Below are 16,583 nucleotides of genomic sequence, written 5' to 3' on the forward strand. Positions count from 1 at the left end.
GCCGCAACGGCAGCTCCTACCGTTCCGAACAGGGCCGGAGCGACCGGCCCGGCGACGCACTCGTGAGAGGAGGCGGCGATGGCCTGGCCCACTGCGGAGGTCGCCCGTATGTCGGGCGTGACGGCCCGGACCCTGCGGCACTACGACGAGATCGGACTGCTGCCGCCCGCGTGGATCGGTGCCAACGGGCACCGCTACTACGAGGAGGGCCAGCTGCTGCGACTGCAGCAGATCCTCGTGCTGCGGGCGCTGGGTCTCGGACTGCCTGAGATCGGCGAGGTCCTGGCCGAGCAGATCGACGAGGTGGAGGCCCTGCGCGGCCATCACCGCCGCCTGCTCGCCGAGCGCGACCGGCTCGGCGCCCTGGCCGCCACCGTCTCCCGCACGATCGCCGAACTGGAGCAGTCCAGGAAGGACGGCAGATCCATGAGCGGAATCAACCGGCCGGAGAACCTCTTCGAAGGCGTTCGGCCCGACCAGTACGGGGAGAACCTCCGGGAGTTCCCGGAGCTCGCCGATGCCGTCGAGCGGCACGGCTCGACGCTGAGCGAGGACCGGATCGAGGCGGGGCACCGCGAGCGCACGGCACAGATGATCCGCATCGCGGAACTGATGGCCGCCGGGGAACCGGTGGACGGCGGTGCGGTGCAGGCCGAGATCGAGGCCCAGTACCGGGCGCTGACCGCGATCCGTGCCGTGTCCGGCGAGGAGTTCCGCGCGATCGGGCGGTCGTGTGTGGAGAACGAGCAGTGGCGCGCGGCGTACGAGGCGATCGCGTCGGGCCTGGCTGCCTACCAGCGGGACGCGATCGACGCGTACGTCACGAGCCGACTGGGCTGACCGGGCCGTGCCGAGGCGACTCGGGCCGAGCCGGATCGGTCGGGTTCCGGCCGGTGCGCGGCGGGCCGTGTACGGCGCTGTCACGGCGTCGGTACGCGGCCCGCTCACGGGCGTCGGCGGGTCCGGTCCGCGTTCTCGGCGGCGATCAGGCCCGCGCACGCCGCCCGTGTCGCGGTGTGGACCGCGCGGGCCAGGCGTCCGCCCCAGAGGGAGCGCGGGCCCGCGAACGGCTCGGCGTCGGTGCCGTTCCCGGCGGTCGCCACGGGGGCGGCCACGCAGACCGCGTCGGTGGGGGTGCCGGACGCGTCCGCGCCGAGTTCCACCAGGGCCTGCACCTTCGCCTCGGTGGCGGTGGCGACCGCGTTGACGAGCGCCGCGTCCGTGAGCGGCACGGGCAGCGACACGATGATGTTGATCGTTCCTGGGCGGGGGGCGGGGACGCCGCCGACTTCCGGTGCGGCGGCCCAGCCCCGTACCCCTATCCCCGCCGTGACCACGGCCCGCACACCGCCGTCCACGGCATGGCACCGGTCCGTGACCGAGGCCGCCGTCATGAGCCCCACCCCCGCGCCCTCCAGCCCCGCACCGACCGCCAGGTCGCGGAGGTGGGCGACCGGATCGAGCCGGGTGTAGCCGGGCGGGACCTGGGCGTTGAGCACCCACGCGCGCTCGCCGATGCCGCCGCCGAGCACGGCGCTCGACACCATGCGGACGCCGGGCCCGGGCGCCCAGACCAGGACCGGCCACGCGCGGCCCTGCTCCGTATGGGTCAGCAGAGCCGCGTCGGCGAGAGAAGCGCCGGTCAGGAGGGTTCGCGAGGGCATCCCCACACCCTAGGGGTGTCGGGAACGGCCCCGCGCCGGCCGGTCAGGCGAGGCCGTTCCAGCCCCAGCGCGGGGTGGGGCCGGGTTCGCCGAGATCCGTGCCCGGCGCCGAGGCCGAGACGTCCCTGGCGATCCGCGTGCCCCAGGCGAAGTACTCCACCACCCGGCGGCGCAGCAGTGCGTCGTCCGGCAGCTCCTTCTCCACGGCCGCCGTCATCAACTCCATCCAGCGCAGCCGCTGTTCCTCCGTGATGCCGAGCCCGAGATGGGCGCGGAGCAGGGCCTGATGCCCGCCGAGCTCCGCCGTGAAGCCGGCGGGTCCCGAGAAGACCTCCGCCAGCCACACGGCCACGTGCTCGACATGCGCCGCGGTGAAGTCGGCGAAGACGGGCGCGAGGAGGGGATCGGCCAGGACCCCCTCGTAGAACGTCTCGGAGAGCCGGCGCAGGGCGTCGGCACCGCCCACGGCTTCGTACAGGGTGTTCGCGTGCTCGGCGGTCATGGAACGCCTCCGGGATCCGGGATGTGTGCTCCCAGCTTCCACACAACGGGACCAGGATCCAGGGATGTTCGCTCTCGGCGGGGCGGGACGCGGCCCCGCCCGGGGCCGTCCGGGGTTCCGCGCCCTCGATGGAGAGGCCGCGCGAGTCGATAGCCTGGGCGAATGCTTACAGAAGTGACAGCGACCCGCTATGTCACGCCCTTGCGTGAGGGCGGCTCGCTCCCCGGGATCGTCGAGGCCGACGACCTCGGCACGTACGTCATGAAGTTCACCGGCGCCGGGCAGGGCCGCAAGACGCTGGTCGCCGAGGTCATCTGCGGGCAGCTCGCCCGCCGGCTCGGACTGCGGGTGCCGGAACTCGTCACCATCCAGCTCGACCCGGTCATCGGGCTCTCCGAGCCCGACCAGGAGGTGCAGGAGCTGCTCAAGGCGAGCGGCGGGCTCAACCTGGGCATGGACTTCCTGCCCGGCTCGCTCGGCTTCGACCCGCTGGCGTACGAGGTGGACCCCGCCGAAGCCGGCAAGGTCGTCTGGTTCGACGCGGTCATCAACAACGTCGACCGCTCCTGGCGGAACCCGAACATGCTCGTCTGGCACGGCGACCTGTGGCTCATCGACCACGGCGCCACCATGATCTGGCACCACAACTGGAAGGGCGCGCAGGCCTCCGCCGCGAAGCCGTACGACGCCTCCGACCACGCGCTCGCCCCCTTCGGGCCCGACGTCGCCGCCGCAGCCGCGGAGCTGGCCCCGCTCGTCACCCGCGAGCTGCTCGACGGGATCGCCGCCGACGTACCCGACGAGTGGCTCGTCGACGAGCCCGGCTTCGACAGTACGGACGAGGTGCGCGCCGCCTACGTCGAGGCGCTGCTCCCGCGCGCCGCCACCATCCACGAGCGCGTCACGCTCGGCCCGCGCACCGAGACCCGGGCACAGCAGCCGCCCGGCTGGCTGGCCGAGCGCCTCGCGCCCCGGACGCACTCCACCGAGAAGGACACCACCCCGTGACCGACCGCGATGTCTTCGAGTACGCGCTGCTGCGCGTGGTGCCGCGGGTCGAGCGCGGCGAGTGCTTCAACGCCGGGGTGGTCGTCTACTGCCGCGCCCGGTCCTTCGTGGGCGCCCGTACCCATCTGGACGAGGGGAAGCTGTCGGTGCTCGACCCGGCCGCCGACGTGGCCGGCGTCCGGGCGGCGCTGCGCGCGGTCGAGGGGGTCTGCCTCGGGGGCGACGCCGCCGGTCAGGCGGCGCCGGACGACGCGGGGCGCCGCTTCCGCTGGCTGATCGCGCCGCGCTCCACGGTCGTCCAGCCGGGGCCCGTCCACACGGGGCTCACCACCGACCCGGAGGCCGAGGTGGAGCGGCTGCTCGACCTGCTGGTGCGCTGAGCGCGCCCGGGACCGACACGCCCGGCGACGGGGAGTGACCGGGTGCACCCGGTGGGCCGTTGACACCGGGTGCCAGGGCTTCTAGCGTCTCGTTCTGCGGACGATACTAAGCGGTCGCTCATGTGCGGGACGCAGGAGCGGGTGACCGGTTCGACCGCGACCAGGGACGATCCAAGGGCGAGGAGAACCAAGCATGTCCACCACCGAGCAGCGCGTAGCCGTCGTCACGGGTGCCGCACGGGGTATCGGGGCCGCCACCGCGCTCCGCCTCGCGGCCGAGGGCCGCGCCGTCGCCGTACTCGACCTCGACGAGGCGGCCTGCAAGGACACCGTCGAGAAGATCACCGCCGCGGGCGGCACCGCCCTCGCGGTCGGCTGCGACGTCTCCGACAGCGCCCAGGTGGAGGCCGCCGTCGCGCGCGTCGCCGCCGAGCTCGGCGCGCCGACGATTCTCGTCAACAACGCGGGTGTGCTCCGCGACAACCTGCTCTTCAAGATGTCCGAGTCCGACTGGGACCTCGTCATGAACGTGCACCTCAAGGGCGCCTTCCTGATGGCGAAGGCCTGCCAGAAGCACATGGTGGACGCGGGCTTCGGCCGGATCGTCTCGCTCTCCTCCTCCTCGGCGCTCGGCAACCGCGGTCAGGCCAACTACTCGGCCGTGAAGGCCGGACTGCAGGGCCTCACCAAGACCCTCGCCAAGGAGCTCGGAAAGTTCGGCATCACCGCCAACGCCGTCGCCCCGGGCTTCATCGTCACCGAGATGACCGCGCAGACCGCCGAGCGCGTCGGCATGGGCTTCGAGGAGTTCCAGGCCGCCGCGGCGTCCATGATCCCGGTGCAGCGGGTCGGCCGCCCCGAGGACGTCGCCAACGCGATCGCCTTCTTCGCGGGCGACGACGCCGGCTTTGTCTCCGGCCAGGTCATGTACGTGGCCGGCGGCCCCCTCAACTGACGACCGGCACCGGGAGGAGCAAGCACATGACCGCACAGGCACGGCCGGAGCTGTCCGGCAAGGTCGCTCTGGTCACCGGCGCGAGCCGGGGCATCGGCTACGGCATCGCCGAGGCGCTCGTCGCCCGCGGCGACCGGGTCGTCATCACCGGACGCGGCGAGGAGGCCCTCAAGGAGGCCGTCGAGCGACTCGGCGCCGACCGGGCGATCGGCGTCCCCGGCAAGGCCCACGACGAGGTCCACCAGGCCGCCGCCGTCGAGGCCGCGATGGACGGCTTCGGCCGGCTGGACTTCCTGATCAACAACGCCGGTACGAATCCGGTCTTCGGCCCCATCGCCGATCTTGATCTCGGGGTGGCCCGGAAGGTCTTCGAGACCAACGTGGTCTCCGCGCTCGGCTTCGCCCAGCGGAGCTGGCACGCCTGGCAGAAGGATCACGGCGGCGCGATCGTGAACATCGCCTCGATCGCCGGCGTATCCGCCTCGCCTTTCATCGGCGCATACGGAATGAGCAAGGCCGCCATGGTCAATCTCACTCTTCAGCTGGCGCATGAATTCGCTCCGCTCGTGCGGGTCAATTCCATTGCCCCGGCCGTGGTGAAGACGAAATTCGCGCAGGCGCTGTACGAGGGCCGGGAAGCGGAGGCGGCTGCCTCCTATCCGCTCGGCCGGCTCGGCGAGCCCTCCGACATCGGCGGCGCGGCAGCCTTCCTGACCTCGTCGCAGTCGGAGTGGATCACCGGCCAGACGCTCGTCGTCGACGGCGGGATTTTCCTGAACGCCGGAGTCGGGTGACCGATAATCGGACACTTTCCGGATCTGGTGTCCGGATTGAACCCGGTTATACGCCGAATGACTCAAGTGCCCCGTCAGGCTCGAACATTGACCTGACGGGGTGCTGCGGTATCGTCGGCCGACCCCTGGCTGAACGAGGAGCGTGCACGTGTTCAACCGGACCAGTCTGCAGGCCGCTGCAGCCCTTGTGTCCATATCCCTGGTGTCCGGATGCAGTGTCTTCTCGGACAGTGAATCCGCCGGGGATCAGAGAATCGTCGTCGGCACGACGAGCTCTCCCACCACGCTTGATCCGGCAGCCGCCTGGGACAATTCCTGGGAGCTCTTCCGGAATGTCTACCAAACCCTGGTGAGTTTCCCGACGGGCAGTACGACCCCTGATTCGGATGCCGCCGAATGCAAGTTCTCCGACACCGCCAGCCGGGTCTTCGAGTGCAAGCTCGTGGAGGGCCTCACGTTCTCCAACGGGCACAAGCTGGACGCGAAGGCCGTGCAGTACTCGATCGAGCGCATCCGCACGATCAACCACAAGGGTGGCCCCAACGGGATGCTCGGCTCGCTCGACAAGATCGAGACCGTGGGTGACCGGACGATCGTCTTCCGGCTCAACAAGTCGGACGCCACCTTCCCCTTCGTCCTCGCGACCCCCGCGATGTCGATCGTGGACCCGGCCGACTACCCGGCCGACCGGCTTCGCGCCAAGGACGGCAAGGTCACCGGCTCGGGACCGTACGTCCTCGACTCGTACACCGAGAAGAAGACGGCCGAGCTGACGAAGAACCCGACCTACAAGGGCTTCGCCGACCGTAAGAACGGCGGCGTCACGATCAAGTACTTCAACGAGTCCGAGGCGCTCGTCGCCGCGCTCAAGAAGAAGGAGATCGACGCCACCTACCGCGGCCTCACCGCCGAGGAGGTCGTCGAGCTCCAGGACGACAAGCCCGAGAACAAGGGTCTCCAGATCATCGAGTCGACGGGCGCGGACATCCGCTACCTGGTCTTCAACGCCCAGGACCCGACGGTCGCCAAGCTCCCCGTTCGCAAGGCCATCGCCCAGCTCGTCGACCGCGACGAACTGGTCAACAAGGTCTACCAGGGCACCGCCGAGCCCCTGTACTCGATGGTGCCCAAGGGCATCGCGGCTCACACCACCAAGTTCTTCGACCGCTACGGCACGCCGAGCGCGAAGAAGGCCGAGGAGATCCTCCGCGACGCGGGCATCACCGATCCCGTCGAGCTGACCTTCTGGTACACCACGGACCGGTACGGCTCCTCCACCGCCGCCGAGTTCAAGGAGCTCAAGCGCCAGCTCGAGGAGTCCGGCCTCTTCAAGGTCACCCTCCACGGCAAGCCGTGGACGGAGTTCCAGGAGGGCTACCAGAAGGGCGAGTACCCGGTCTTCGGGCGCGGCTGGTTCCCCGACTTCCCGGATCCGGACAACTTCGTCGCGCCGTTCATCGGCAAGGAGAACGTCCTCGGTACGCCGTACGTGAGCCCCAGGATCACCGGCGAGCTCCTCCCGAAGTCCCGTCGCGAGAGCGACCGCGGGACCGTCACGGACGAGTTCGTCGAGGCCCAGGAGATCATGGTCCAGGACGTCCGGCTGCTGCCGCTGTGGCAGGGCAAGCTGTACATCGCGGCCGGCGACGAGATCGGTGGCGGCGAGCGCGCGCTCGACCCGCAGACGGTCATGCAGGTCTGGGAGCTGTACCGCCGGGCCAGCTGGTAGAAGTCCTGCCGGGGGCCACTGTCAGTGGCCCCCGGTAGGTTCTTGGACGAGTAACAGGAACGTCCACCGGAGGTTGTTGACCGTGACCGACACCAGCATGCTGCCCGAGTCCTGGCGGGGTGTTCTCGGCGAGGAGCTGCAGAAGCCGTACTTCGCGCAGCTCACCGAGTTCGTCGAGGAGGAGCGGGCCAAGGGACCGGTCTTCCCGCCGAAGGACGAGGTGTTCGCCGCCCTCGACGCCACTCCGTACGACAAGGTGAAGGTCCTGATCCTCGGTCAGGACCCCTACCACGGCGAGGGCCAGGGCCACGGCCTCTGCTTCTCGGTCCGGCCCGGGGTCAAGACCCCGCCCTCCCTGCGGAACATCTACAAGGAGATGCAGGCCGAGCTCGGCCACCCGGTCCCGGACAACGGCTATCTGATGCCGTGGGCCGACCAGGGCGTCCTCCTGCTCAACGCCGTGCTGACCGTCCGCTCCGGCGAGGCGAACTCGCACAAGGGCAAGGGCTGGGAGAAGTTCACGGACGCGGTGATCACCGCCGTCGCCTCGCGGCCCGACCCCGCAGTCTTCGTCCTCTGGGGCAACTACGCGCAGAAGAAGCTCCCCCTCATCGACGAGGAGCGGCACGTGGTCGTGAAGGGCGCCCACCCCTCGCCCCTCTCGGCGAAGAAGTTCTTCGGATCGCAGCCCTTCACCCAGATCGACGCGGCCGTCGCGGCCCAGGGACACGAGCCGATCGACTGGCGCATCCCGGACCTCGGCTGAGCCTCGGCCCGATCCGGCCCCGGTGCGGCTAGCGTCGGCTCTCCCAGTGGGTGAGCGGGTGGAGGTCGCGGTGACCGAGCAGCAGCAGGTGTCGGACGACGGGGTCATGACCAGGATCGGGCAGGCCATGATGCTGATGCACGGCGGCGACCGTGAGGAGGCCCGCAACCGGTTCGGGCTCCTCTGGCAGCAGATCGGCCCCGACGGGGACCCACTGCACCGGTGCACCCTCGCGCACTACATGGCGGACGCCCAGGACGACCCCGACACCGAGTTGGCCTGGGACCTCAGGGCCCTCAGCGCGGCGGAGGGCCTCGCCGAGGAACGGACCGCCGAGCACGGCTCGGCGGTCGCGCTCCGGGCGCTCTATCCCTCGCTCCATCTCAACCTGGCCGCCGACTACGTCAAGCTCCGGCGGCCCGACGCCGCGCGGGTCCATCTGGACCGGGCCCGCGCCGCTTCGGACCACCTCGACGACGACGGCTACGGGAACGGGGTACGGGCGGCGATCGAGCGCCTGGAGCTGCGGCTCCGGGCGGAGTGACGGGCCGGTGGTGACGCGTCCCGGTGGGACGGCGGGTCCGGGTGGAGCGGCGGGCCCCGGTGGGGCTCAGCGGCCGTGCGTGCCGTGACAGATCCTGGACCGGTCGCTCCCCGGGGCCCAGCCGCCGTACCGCTCACCGAGGTCGCAGACGTCCGCCCGGGAGACCGGCGGGCTCGTCGGCAGATCGGCCGGCAACGGCAGCGTCGGCAGCTCGGGGAGCGCCGGTCGGGCCGCCGGACGCGGGCTTTCACGCCGCGGTGGCGCGGACTCGGGGCGCGGTTCCCTCGCGCGCGGCGGGGCCGGCGTCCCTCGGTGTGACTCGGGCGTGGGTGCCGTGAGGGGCGTGGGCGTGGGCGACGGCGGGGGAGCGGGCAGCGCCGCTTCGAGGGCTTCCAGCGCCGGTCCCTCGCCGATCTGAGGGGCGACGTCCCGGGCGGGGCTCACGGTCTCCGCGGCGGGCGCGGAGACGGGCGCCGTCGGCGGGGCGTCCACCGATACGCAGCCCGTGAGGGCGGCCACGGCCGCCCCGACCAGGATCTTCGCTGTGGTTCGGGTTCGGGTTCCATGCACCCGCGCAACTCTGCTGGCCCGGTGGCGATCTTCGCGCCCCTACCGGCGGGGAATGCCCCGCACGGGTGAGCCGCCACCGCCCCGGCCTTGACCGGCCCGGCGTCGACCTGCCGCGGGCCCGCCGCCGGTCGGCGCGCCCACCGGTCGGCTCGTAGCGACCGCCCGGGGCCGGCGTCGACCGGCCCGGCCGCCGCTCGGTCGGCCGCCCGTCGGTCTTCCGGCGGTTCCCGTTCAGTCGCCGGTCGCGCCGTCGATCCGCTCCCGAACGAGGTCCGCGTGCCCGTTGTGGCGGGCGTACTCCTCGATCATGTGCAGATAGATCCAGCGGAGGTTGAAGGGCCTTCCGCTGTGGTGGCTGCCGGTGGCCAGGTCGTCGAGACCGCGCCCGGCGGCCACGGTGCGCGCGTGCGCGATCTGCGCCTGCCAGGTGGCGTACGCCTCCGCGTAGGTGTCCTCGTCGGTGATGTGGAGGTCCCGGTCGCGGTCCTCCTCGGTCGAGTACACCCAGCCCGCCTTCTCGCCGGCCAGGACGTTGCGGAACCAGCCGTTCTCGACCTCCGCCATGTGCCGGACGAGGCCCAGCAGGGTGAGGTCCGAGGGCGGTGCGGACGGGGTGCGCAGCTGGGCGTCGTCGAGCCCCTCGCACTTCCTCGCGAGGGTCGCGCGATGGAAGTCGAGCCACTGCTCCAGCGCCTCGCGCTCGCCCGAGGTGGTGGACGGGTCGACGCGGGGGACGGATGCGATGCGTTCGGTGGTCATCGCGGCATCGTCCCCCACGGTCGCCATGTGCGCCACCGCTTTGCCGGGTGCCCGGGTGGTCACCGGCTCCCGAGCATCCCCCGGAGCAATTCGTCGAAACCGGTGCGCAGTTCATCGAGGCTCGGCACGGCGGAGTGGAACGAGCCGACGGCGCACGAGAACATCAGCCCCTCGCACCAGGCGACCAGCGAGAGCGCGTGCCGCTCGGGCTCCGCCGAGCCGGCCGCCGCCGTCATCGCGATCAGCGGGTCGCGGAAGGCGGAACCCGCCGCGTCGAAGAAGGTACGGAGCTCGGGGCGGCGGGTGGCCTCCAGGGCCAGTTCGTAGCGGGAGACGAGCAGCGCCCGGTGGTCGGTGAGATAGCGGTGCAGGGCGAGGGCGAGCGCGTCCACGAGCGCGCCGGTGTCCGGGCGTCCGGCGGAGTCCTCACGTCCGTCGGGGCCGCGGTGTCCGCCGGTGTCCGTCGGCGCGGTGGGGTGGGCGCCCGGCAGTTCGTCCGGGGTCAGGACCCGTGACTCCAGCTGGACCTGGCGTCGCACGGCCGTTTCCAGGAGGGCCTGGCGGGTGCGCGCGTGGTTCGACGTCGACCCCTGCGGCAGTCCCGCCCGCTCGTCCACCGCTCGATGGGTCAGGCCCCGCATGCCGCGCTCCACGAGGAGGTCCAGGGCGGCGTCCCCGATCAGCTCGCCACGGGACAGGGAGGGCCGGGGCGCGTCCGGGCCCGGGGCGGCGGAGAGGGGTGATGCGGTCATGGGGACAACCTACTCCGCAGGCGACTACGGCTGTAGTACGGTCAAGACATCGGTCGCACTACACCTGTAGTTCCCTGATCCGAGGAGCAGCCATGGAACAGCACCGTGCCGTCGTCGTCGGAGCCGGCATCGGCGGCCTCACCGCCGCCGTCGCCCTCCACCTGAAGGGCTGGCAGGTCACCGTCCTGGAGCGCGCCGCCGACCTCGCCCCCGTCGGAGCCGGCATCGGCCTCGCCCCCAACTCCCAGCGCGCCCTCGATGTCATCGGCCTCGGCGACCGGGTCCGCGATCTCGCGGCCTGGCAGGGCGACGGCGGGATGCGTGCCCCCGGCGGCCGCTGGCTCGCCCGTACCGACGCCAAGGCCGCCGCCGCGCGCTTCGGCGGACCGCTCGTCCTCCTCCACCGCGCCACCCTCGTCGAGATCCTCGCCTCGGCCCTCCCCGACGGCGCCGTCCGCACCGGAGCCGCCGCCACGATCGTCGACCCCGGCGACGACCGGCGCCCCGCCCGGCTCGCCACCCCCGACGGCGAGATCGAGGCCGCGCTCGTCGTCGCTGCCGACGGCATCCGCTCCGCGACCAGGCACACCCTCTTCCCCGAACACCCCGGTCTCCGTTACGCGGGCTGCACCACCTGGCGGGTGGTCGTCCCCGCCCCCGAGCGCCCCTTCGCCCCGCACGAGACCTGGGGTGCCGGACGCCTGTGGGGCACCCAGCCCCTGAAGGACGGCAGGATCTACGCGTACGCCATGGCCACCGCCCCCGCCGGCGGTCGAGCCGCCGACGACGAGAGGGCCGAACTCCTGCGCCTCTTCGGCGACTGGCACCACCCCGTCCCCGAGATCCTCTCCGCCGTCGACCCCGACCAGGTCCTGCGCCACGACGTCCACCACCTGCCCGACCCGCTGCCGGCCTTCCACCGGGGCCGGGTCGCCCTGCTCGGCGACGCCGCGCACGCGATGATGCCCAGCCTCGGCCAGGGCGGGAACCAGGCGATCGAGGACGCCGTCGTCCTCGCCCATCACGCCGGCCCCGCACCCGCCGTCCACCCCACCCGTGCCGCGCCCGGATTCCTCCCGAGTCGCGCGCTCGCCGCCTACACCGGCGACCGGCTGCCGCGTACCACCGCCATCGTCCGCAAGGCCGCCCGCACCGGAGCCCTCACGATGCTCGCCGCCCGCCCCGCCGTCGCCCTGCGCTCCACGCTCGTCGGCGCGGTCTCCCGCTTCGGCCCGGGCCTCGTCCTCCGCGGCTTCGACGGCATCGCGGACTGGCACCCGCCGGTGGCCCCGGCCCGGTCCGCGTAAGCTGACCAGCGCGAACGGCCCACGCGTCCAGGGCCTGTGGAGACGACAAGGGAGACCCCGTGAAGGTTGGCTGCATCGGACTCGGCGACATCGCGCAGAAGGCGTACCTGCCCGTCCTCGCCACCCTCCCCGGGGTCGAACTCCACCTCCAGACCCGGACGGCGGCGACGCTCGACAAGGTCGCCGACACCCTCCACCTGCCCGCCGCGCAGCGCCACCGCGATCTCGACTCGCTGCTCTCCGCCGGACTCGACGCCGCGTTCGTCCACGCCCCGACCGCCGCCCACGCGGAGATCGTCGGCCGGCTCCTCGACGCGGGCGTCCCCACCTACGTCGACAAGCCCCTCGCGTACGAGTACGCCGACTCCGAGCGGATCGTGGAGCTCGCCGAGAAGCGTTCGGTCGGCCTCGCCGTCGGCTTCAACCGCCGCCTCGCCCCCTCCTACGCCCAGTGCGTCGAGCACCCGCGTGAACTGATCCTCCTTCAGAAGAACCGGGTCGGACTGCCCGAGGACCCGCGCACGCTCGTGCTCGACGACTTCATCCACGTCGTCGACACCCTGAGGTTCCTGCTCCCCGGCGACATCGAGCACGTCGACGTACGCGCCCGGATCCGGGACGGACTGATGCACCACGTCGTGCTCCAGCTGTCCGGCGACGGCTTCACCGCCATCGGCATGATGAACCGGATGAACGGCTCCACCGAGGAGATCCTCGAAGTCTCCGGACAGGACACCAAGCGCCAGGTCGTCAATCTCTCCGACGTCGTCGACCACAAGGGCCAGCCCACCCTGCGGCGGCGCGGCGACTGGGTGCCCGTGGCCCGCCAGCGCGGGATCGAGCAGGCCGTACTCGCCTTCCTCGACGCCGTACGCGAAGGGCGGGTGCTCAGCGCCCGCGACGCCCTGCTGACCCACGAGCTGTGCGAGCGCGTCGTGCGCGAGGCGCTGACCCAGGCCTCCTGAGCCCGCCGGAGCCCTCGGCGGCGCACACCGCGCCCACCACGACGAGCGCCAGGTACAGCGGCCAGTCGCCCCACCGGACATAGGCCGTCGTCGTATCCGAGAGCGGCAGCTCGCGGACGGCGACGGCGCTCGCGTCCGTGCCGAGCACGGGCCCGATCCGGCGCCCGTCCGGGCCGTAGGCCGCGCTGACCCCGGTGAGTGTGGCGTGGGCGACGGGCCGGCCGGTCTCCGCGGCCCGCAGCGCCGCCAGGGACGCGTGCTGGTCCGGCGCCCAGCTGTCCTGGAACGTGCTGGTCGCCGACTGGACGACCAGGAGCGCGGCGCCGTCCCGGACCAGATGCCTGCTCATGTCGGGGAACGCGGACTCGAAGCAGATCAGGGGTCCGATCGGCAGTCCGGGCCCGTCGCCGGTGCCGGGCAGCGTCATCACGACCGGCGTGGTGCCCCGCCGCCGGTCCTCGTCGGCGGCCTTGCCGACCGACGTCACCCAGCCGAGGACACCGCGTGCCGGGACGTATTCGCCGAACGGCACCAGCCGCATCTTGTCGTAGCGCTGACCCGTGAACCCCGCCGGACCGAACAGCACGGCGCTCTTGAAGATGCCCGGGCGGTCGGTCCTGCGCGCGTCCACGTTCACCAGGAGCGGCGCGCCGACCTCGCGCGCGAGCGCGGAGAGCCGGGCGGCGATGTCGGGACGGCCCGCCGGGTCGGCGCTCACCCCGCTCTCCCCCCACAGCACCAGGTCGAGGTCCTGCCCGGCGAGCGAACGGGTCAGTTCCTCGGCGCGGTCGAACCGCCGCTCGGCCCCCTCCGAACCGTCGAACACCCCCGGCTGTACGAGGGCCACCCGTACCGTCCCGCTCTCGCGGGGCGACCCGACCCCCCACGCGGCCGTGCCAACGACGAGTGCGCAGGCCGCGATCCCCGCGACCCCGACGGCACGCAGCCCCGGGGCCGCCACGAGCAGGGCCACGGCCGTGTTGGCCGCCACCACGAGCAGGCTCACCAGCCACACCCCGCCGATCGAGGCGAGCCGCAGCGCAGCCGGAAGCTCCCACTGGCTCGCCCCGAGCAGGCCCCACGGACCGCCCAGCCCCTCCCAGGAACGGACCAGTTCGATCAGCAGCCAGCCGGAGGGCACGGCGATCAGGCCGGCGGCGGCCCGCGGTACCGAGGGCACACCGCCCAGCAGGGACCGCACGAGCAACGCCCACGGCAGCCACAGCAGGCCGAGCAGCGCGGCGACCGGAAGGAAGAAGACGTGCAGGCTGGGCAGGAGCCAGTGGTGGACGGCGAGGACGAAGCCGATGCCGCCGAGCCAGCCGTCCAGCGCGGCGCGGCGCGGCCCGGGAGCCGTACGGATCAGGAGCAGCCAGGGGACGAGCGCCAGATAGGCCCACCACCACAGGCCGAGGGCGGGGAAGGCGAGCGCGGGCAGCGCGCCGCAGCCGACGGCGAGGAGGGAACGCCCGGCGGCCCGACGCCGGGCGGGCCATCGGGCGGATCCGCGGACGGGCCCTCGGGGCGGGGGGCGGGTCGGGTCAGGGCGCCGATCCCGGTCACGGTCACGGTCCTGGTCCTCGGCGTGGCTCTGCTCCCGGGCCCGCTCCTGAGCGCGCTCCTGGTCCCGGCCCGGCTGCCGGCGGTCGCCCGGTTCTCGGTCCCCGTTCACGAACGGAATTCGCATGGCATGCCTCCGCCCTTGCCTTCAGTGTCGGGCGTGAACGGGTCCGGCGCGGCCCGGACGGCCCCGACCCTCGGCGGCCAGCTCCCCGGGGCCGCTCGGACCGGAGCCCTCGGCTCACTGGTGGCGGCGCCACCGCTCGTCGACGACGACCGAGCTCAGGCGCCAGCCGTCGACGGTCCTCAGCGCGCCGAACGCGTACCGGCCGCCGCAGACGAAGTCCTCGCCGGAGGTGAACCGCATCGGATTGACGTAGTCGGCGCGGATGTCCGCGGCGTCGCCCGTCTCCGGGTAGCCGGCCGGTTCCCGGAAGAGGACCCGCCGGTTCACGATCAAGTGCTGGCGTACGGGAAAGAGCGTCATCGTCTCGGCGAGCCAGTCGGCCACCTCGGCCGCCGGTCCCTCGATGCCGCCCGACCCCCGGTAGTCGGCCCGGCCGTCCGGAGCGAACAGCGCCCGGTAGGCGGTCCAGTCGGAGTCGTCCACGGCCGCCGCGTACCCGGTGATCAGGTCGTCGACGGCGAGTCGGTCCATCACGGTCGCGAGGTCCACGCGCTGCGTCATCGGATCAGTGTCGGGCAGGCCGGGCCAGGGGCCAAGGGGCGTGCGTGCGGGGGTTCCGGGGCCGTGGCCGACACCCATGTGCCGGCCGTCCCGGCGCGCGCATCCCGTCGTCGGGTGTCAGTCCCCGGACTCGCCCGCGTGCGGGCTCAGGGTGTCGGTGCCGACGAGGACGAAGAGGAGGATGCCGAGGAGGATCCGGTAGATCACGAAGGGCATGAAGCTCTTGGTGGTGATGAACTTCATGAACCAGGCGATCACCGCGTAACCGACGGCGAAGGCGATGATCGTGGCGAAGATCGTCGGGCCCCAGGAGACGTGCCCCTCGCCCGCGTCCTTCAGTTCGTACGCGCCCGAGGCGAGGACCGCCGGGATCGCGAGGAGGAAGGAGTACCGCGCGGCCGCCTCGCGGGAGTAGCCCATGAGGAGACCGCCGGAGATGGTGGCGCCCGAGCGGGAGACGCCCGGGATCAGGGCCATCGCCTGGCAGACGCCGAAGATCAGGCCGTCCTTCACGTTGAGGTCCTTGAGCGACTTGCGCTCGCGGACGGCCCGGTGGCGGCCGCCGGCCTCGTCGCGGGCGGCGAGCCGGTCCGCGACACCGAGGACGATGCCCATGACGATCAGGGTGGTGGCGATCAGCCGCAGGTCACGGAAGGGGCCCTCGATCTGGTCCTTGAGCGTGATGCCGAGGACACCGATCGGGATCGAGCCGACGATCACCAGCCAGCCCATCTGGGCGTCGTGGTCGGAGCGCATCGCCTTGTCGGTGAGCGAGCGGAACCAGGCCGTGACGATCCGCGCGATGTCCTTGCGGAAGTAGATCAGGACCGCGGTCTCCGTGCCGATCTGGGTGATCGCCGTGAATGCCGCCCCCGGGTCCTCCCAGCCGGCGAAGGCCGCGGTGAGACGGAGGTGCGCGCTGGAGGAGATGGGAAGGAACTCCGTCAGCCCCTGGACGAGTCCGAGGATGAACGATTCGAACCAACTCATGGGGCTAGTGCCATCCCGTTATGTACGTGTGCCGTCAGAAGGTCGAGCGCAGCGTACCTTCCCAAAGTGACGGGTCCGTGGTCAGCCTTCCCGGGGGGCCTCGGGGCCCGCCGTCGTCCAACCGGGGGCCCGGACATGGACGGTGAGGCTCTCCCGGTCGGCCTCGTCGCCGCAGTGGGCGCACACCACCCGGGGGCTGAGGACCTCCCCGCAGCGGTGCTCCAGGACGACCGGGCGGTCGTCGGTGTTGAGGTGGCGGTCGCCCCAGGCCATCAGGGTCATCAGGACCGGCTGGAGCTCCTCGCCGGCGGCCGTGGCCCGGTACTCGAACCGCTGCGGGCGCTCGTTGTACTGCACTTTCTCCAGGATCCCGGCCTCGACGAGCCTCTTGAGGCGGGTGGTGAGGATGTCGCGGGGGGCGGCGGTGTTGCGGGCGATCCGGTCGAAGCGGCGCACGCCGAGGGAGACCTCGCGGAGCACGAGCAGCGAGTACTTCTCACCGACGAGCGCGAGCGTGTCGGCGATGGAGCAGGGGCGGGGGGCTGCCTTCATGGGGCAAGCGTAGGCCAGCGGGAGGGTGGTGGGTTCGAAAACCCAACTCAGCATGCAGATGTGGGTTTGGAAACCCAACTCACTGGGATAAGTTACCG

The 16,583-nt window shown here is 72.1% G+C and carries 19 protein-coding genes; 10 read left to right on the plus strand and 9 right to left on the minus strand.

Annotated features, from left to right (window positions below; translation table 11 throughout):
* Positions 1–78 precede the first annotated feature (78 nt).
* A complete protein-coding gene (locus tag IE311_RS10430; protein ID WP_189831334.1) occupies positions 79–840 on the plus strand; it encodes a MerR family transcriptional regulator in 762 nt (253 codons plus the stop codon).
* Positions 841–944: 104 nt separating this feature from the next.
* Here the strand turns inward: IE311_RS10430 and IE311_RS10435 are convergent, their stop codons facing one another.
* Entirely contained in the window at positions 945–1,664 is a 720-nt protein-coding gene (locus IE311_RS10435) for an adenosylcobinamide amidohydrolase (protein WP_189831335.1), read from the minus strand.
* A gap of 43 nt (positions 1,665–1,707) precedes the next feature.
* Positions 1,708–2,166 (minus strand): group II truncated hemoglobin, encoded by a 459-nt coding sequence (locus tag IE311_RS10440; protein ID WP_189831336.1) that lies wholly within the window; start codon positions 2,164–2,166, stop codon positions 1,708–1,710.
* 162 nt (positions 2,167–2,328) lie between these two features.
* Here IE311_RS10440 and IE311_RS10445 point away from each other — a divergent pair, with 162 nt between their 5' ends.
* The 7 genes from IE311_RS10445 to IE311_RS10475 all read left to right on the plus strand — a co-directional run bounded on the left by IE311_RS10445 (position 2,329) and on the right by IE311_RS10475 (position 8,342).
* The gene (locus IE311_RS10445) at positions 2,329–3,174 is read left to right on the plus strand and encodes a HipA family kinase (RefSeq protein ID WP_189831337.1); all 846 of its coding nucleotides are present in this window, start codon (positions 2,329–2,331) and stop codon (positions 3,172–3,174) included.
* The gene (locus tag IE311_RS10450) at positions 3,171–3,554 is read left to right on the plus strand and encodes a DUF3037 domain-containing protein (RefSeq protein WP_189831338.1); all 384 of its coding nucleotides are present in this window, start codon (positions 3,171–3,173) and stop codon (positions 3,552–3,554) included. Before IE311_RS10445 ends, IE311_RS10450 begins: the two co-directional genes overlap by 4 nt.
* Positions 3,555–3,747: 193 nt before the next feature.
* Entirely contained in the window at positions 3,748–4,509 is a 762-nt protein-coding gene (gene fabG / locus IE311_RS10455; RefSeq protein WP_056555413.1) for a 3-oxoacyl-ACP reductase FabG, read from the plus strand.
* A gap of 26 nt (positions 4,510–4,535) precedes the next feature.
* Positions 4,536–5,303 (plus strand): SDR family oxidoreductase, encoded by a 768-nt coding sequence (locus IE311_RS10460; protein WP_189831339.1) that lies wholly within the window; start codon positions 4,536–4,538, stop codon positions 5,301–5,303.
* Positions 5,304–5,451: 148 nt separating this feature from the next.
* Positions 5,452–7,032: an ABC transporter substrate-binding protein gene (locus tag IE311_RS10465; RefSeq protein ID WP_189831340.1), complete on the plus strand. Its 1,581-nt coding sequence runs from the start codon at positions 5,452–5,454 to the stop codon at positions 7,030–7,032.
* Positions 7,033–7,114: 82 nt separating this feature from the next.
* Positions 7,115–7,798 (plus strand): uracil-DNA glycosylase, encoded by a 684-nt coding sequence (ung, locus tag IE311_RS10470; protein ID WP_189831341.1) that lies wholly within the window; start codon positions 7,115–7,117, stop codon positions 7,796–7,798.
* A 70-nt stretch (positions 7,799–7,868) separates the two neighbouring features.
* Complete coding sequence (locus IE311_RS10475) at positions 7,869–8,342, plus strand: hypothetical protein (protein ID WP_189831342.1); 474 nt, start codon at positions 7,869–7,871, stop codon at positions 8,340–8,342.
* A 66-nt stretch (positions 8,343–8,408) separates the two neighbouring features.
* Here the strand turns inward: IE311_RS10475 and IE311_RS10480 are convergent, their stop codons facing one another.
* The 3 genes from IE311_RS10480 to IE311_RS10490 all read right to left on the minus strand — a co-directional run bounded on the left by IE311_RS10480 (position 8,409) and on the right by IE311_RS10490 (position 10,423).
* Positions 8,409–8,912 (minus strand): hypothetical protein, encoded by a 504-nt coding sequence (locus IE311_RS10480; protein ID WP_189831343.1) that lies wholly within the window; start codon positions 8,910–8,912, stop codon positions 8,409–8,411.
* A gap of 231 nt (positions 8,913–9,143) precedes the next feature.
* Positions 9,144–9,671: a DinB family protein gene (locus IE311_RS10485; RefSeq protein WP_189831344.1), complete on the minus strand. Its 528-nt coding sequence runs from the start codon at positions 9,669–9,671 to the stop codon at positions 9,144–9,146.
* 59 nt (positions 9,672–9,730) lie between these two features.
* Positions 9,731–10,423: a TetR/AcrR family transcriptional regulator gene (locus tag IE311_RS10490; RefSeq protein ID WP_189831345.1), complete on the minus strand. Its 693-nt coding sequence runs from the start codon at positions 10,421–10,423 to the stop codon at positions 9,731–9,733.
* A gap of 92 nt (positions 10,424–10,515) precedes the next feature.
* Between IE311_RS10490 and IE311_RS10495 the strand changes: the two genes are divergently transcribed.
* Both IE311_RS10495 and IE311_RS10500 read left to right on the plus strand, forming a co-directional pair.
* Positions 10,516–11,730 (plus strand): FAD-dependent monooxygenase, encoded by a 1,215-nt coding sequence (locus tag IE311_RS10495; protein WP_189831346.1) that lies wholly within the window; start codon positions 10,516–10,518, stop codon positions 11,728–11,730.
* Between the two features lie 59 nt (positions 11,731–11,789).
* Positions 11,790–12,695: a Gfo/Idh/MocA family protein gene (locus tag IE311_RS10500; RefSeq protein ID WP_189831347.1), complete on the plus strand. Its 906-nt coding sequence runs from the start codon at positions 11,790–11,792 to the stop codon at positions 12,693–12,695.
* Here IE311_RS10500 and lnt read toward each other — a convergent pair.
* The 4 genes from lnt to IE311_RS10520 all read right to left on the minus strand — a co-directional run bounded on the left by lnt (position 12,619) and on the right by IE311_RS10520 (position 16,485).
* Positions 12,619–14,382: an apolipoprotein N-acyltransferase gene (lnt, locus tag IE311_RS10505; protein WP_229901843.1), complete on the minus strand. Its 1,764-nt coding sequence runs from the start codon at positions 14,380–14,382 to the stop codon at positions 12,619–12,621. The genes IE311_RS10500 and lnt overlap by 77 nt on opposite strands.
* A gap of 114 nt (positions 14,383–14,496) precedes the next feature.
* On the minus strand, positions 14,497–14,943 hold the full coding sequence (locus tag IE311_RS10510; RefSeq protein WP_189831348.1) for a nuclear transport factor 2 family protein: 447 nt from the start codon (positions 14,941–14,943) through the stop codon (positions 14,497–14,499).
* Between the two features lie 117 nt (positions 14,944–15,060).
* Positions 15,061–15,933, minus strand: a complete 873-nt coding sequence (locus IE311_RS10515; protein WP_189831349.1) for an undecaprenyl-diphosphate phosphatase — start codon at positions 15,931–15,933, stop codon at positions 15,061–15,063.
* 81 nt (positions 15,934–16,014) lie between these two features.
* Positions 16,015–16,485 carry a winged helix-turn-helix transcriptional regulator gene (locus tag IE311_RS10520; RefSeq protein WP_189831350.1) on the minus strand — a complete coding sequence of 157 codons (471 nt, stop codon included), beginning with the start codon at positions 16,483–16,485 and terminating at the stop codon, positions 16,015–16,017.
* Between the last annotated feature and the right edge of the window lie 98 nt (positions 16,486–16,583).

This window comes from Streptomyces zaomyceticus (assembly GCF_014656215.1).
GTDB classification, from domain to species: domain Bacteria; phylum Actinomycetota; class Actinomycetes; order Streptomycetales; family Streptomycetaceae; genus Streptomyces; species Streptomyces zaomyceticus.

Coding starts and splice junctions, on each gene's coding strand:
- IE311_RS10515 (WP_189831349.1), bottom strand. CDS start 15,933: ATGAGTTGGTTCGAATCGTTCATCCTCGGACTCGTCCAGGGGCTGACG.
- IE311_RS10440 (WP_189831336.1), bottom strand. CDS start 2,166: ATGACCGCCGAGCACGCGAACACCCTGTACGAAGCCGTGGGCGGTGCC.
- IE311_RS10435 (WP_189831335.1), bottom strand. CDS start 1,664: ATGCCCTCGCGAACCCTCCTGACCGGCGCTTCTCTCGCCGACGCGGCT.
- IE311_RS10430 (WP_189831334.1), top strand. CDS start 79: ATGGCCTGGCCCACTGCGGAGGTCGCCCGTATGTCGGGCGTGACGGCC.
- IE311_RS10460 (WP_189831339.1), top strand. CDS start 4,536: ATGACCGCACAGGCACGGCCGGAGCTGTCCGGCAAGGTCGCTCTGGTC.
- fabG (WP_056555413.1), top strand. CDS start 3,748: ATGTCCACCACCGAGCAGCGCGTAGCCGTCGTCACGGGTGCCGCACGG.
- IE311_RS10445 (WP_189831337.1), top strand. CDS start 2,329: ATGCTTACAGAAGTGACAGCGACCCGCTATGTCACGCCCTTGCGTGAG.
- IE311_RS10520 (WP_189831350.1), bottom strand. CDS start 16,485: ATGAAGGCAGCCCCCCGCCCCTGCTCCATCGCCGACACGCTCGCGCTC.
- lnt (WP_229901843.1), bottom strand. CDS start 14,382: ATGCGAATTCCGTTCGTGAACGGGGACCGAGAACCGGGCGACCGCCGG.
- IE311_RS10490 (WP_189831345.1), bottom strand. CDS start 10,423: ATGACCGCATCACCCCTCTCCGCCGCCCCGGGCCCGGACGCGCCCCGG.
- IE311_RS10495 (WP_189831346.1), top strand. CDS start 10,516: ATGGAACAGCACCGTGCCGTCGTCGTCGGAGCCGGCATCGGCGGCCTC.
- IE311_RS10485 (WP_189831344.1), bottom strand. CDS start 9,671: ATGACCACCGAACGCATCGCATCCGTCCCCCGCGTCGACCCGTCCACC.
- IE311_RS10510 (WP_189831348.1), bottom strand. CDS start 14,943: ATGACGCAGCGCGTGGACCTCGCGACCGTGATGGACCGACTCGCCGTC.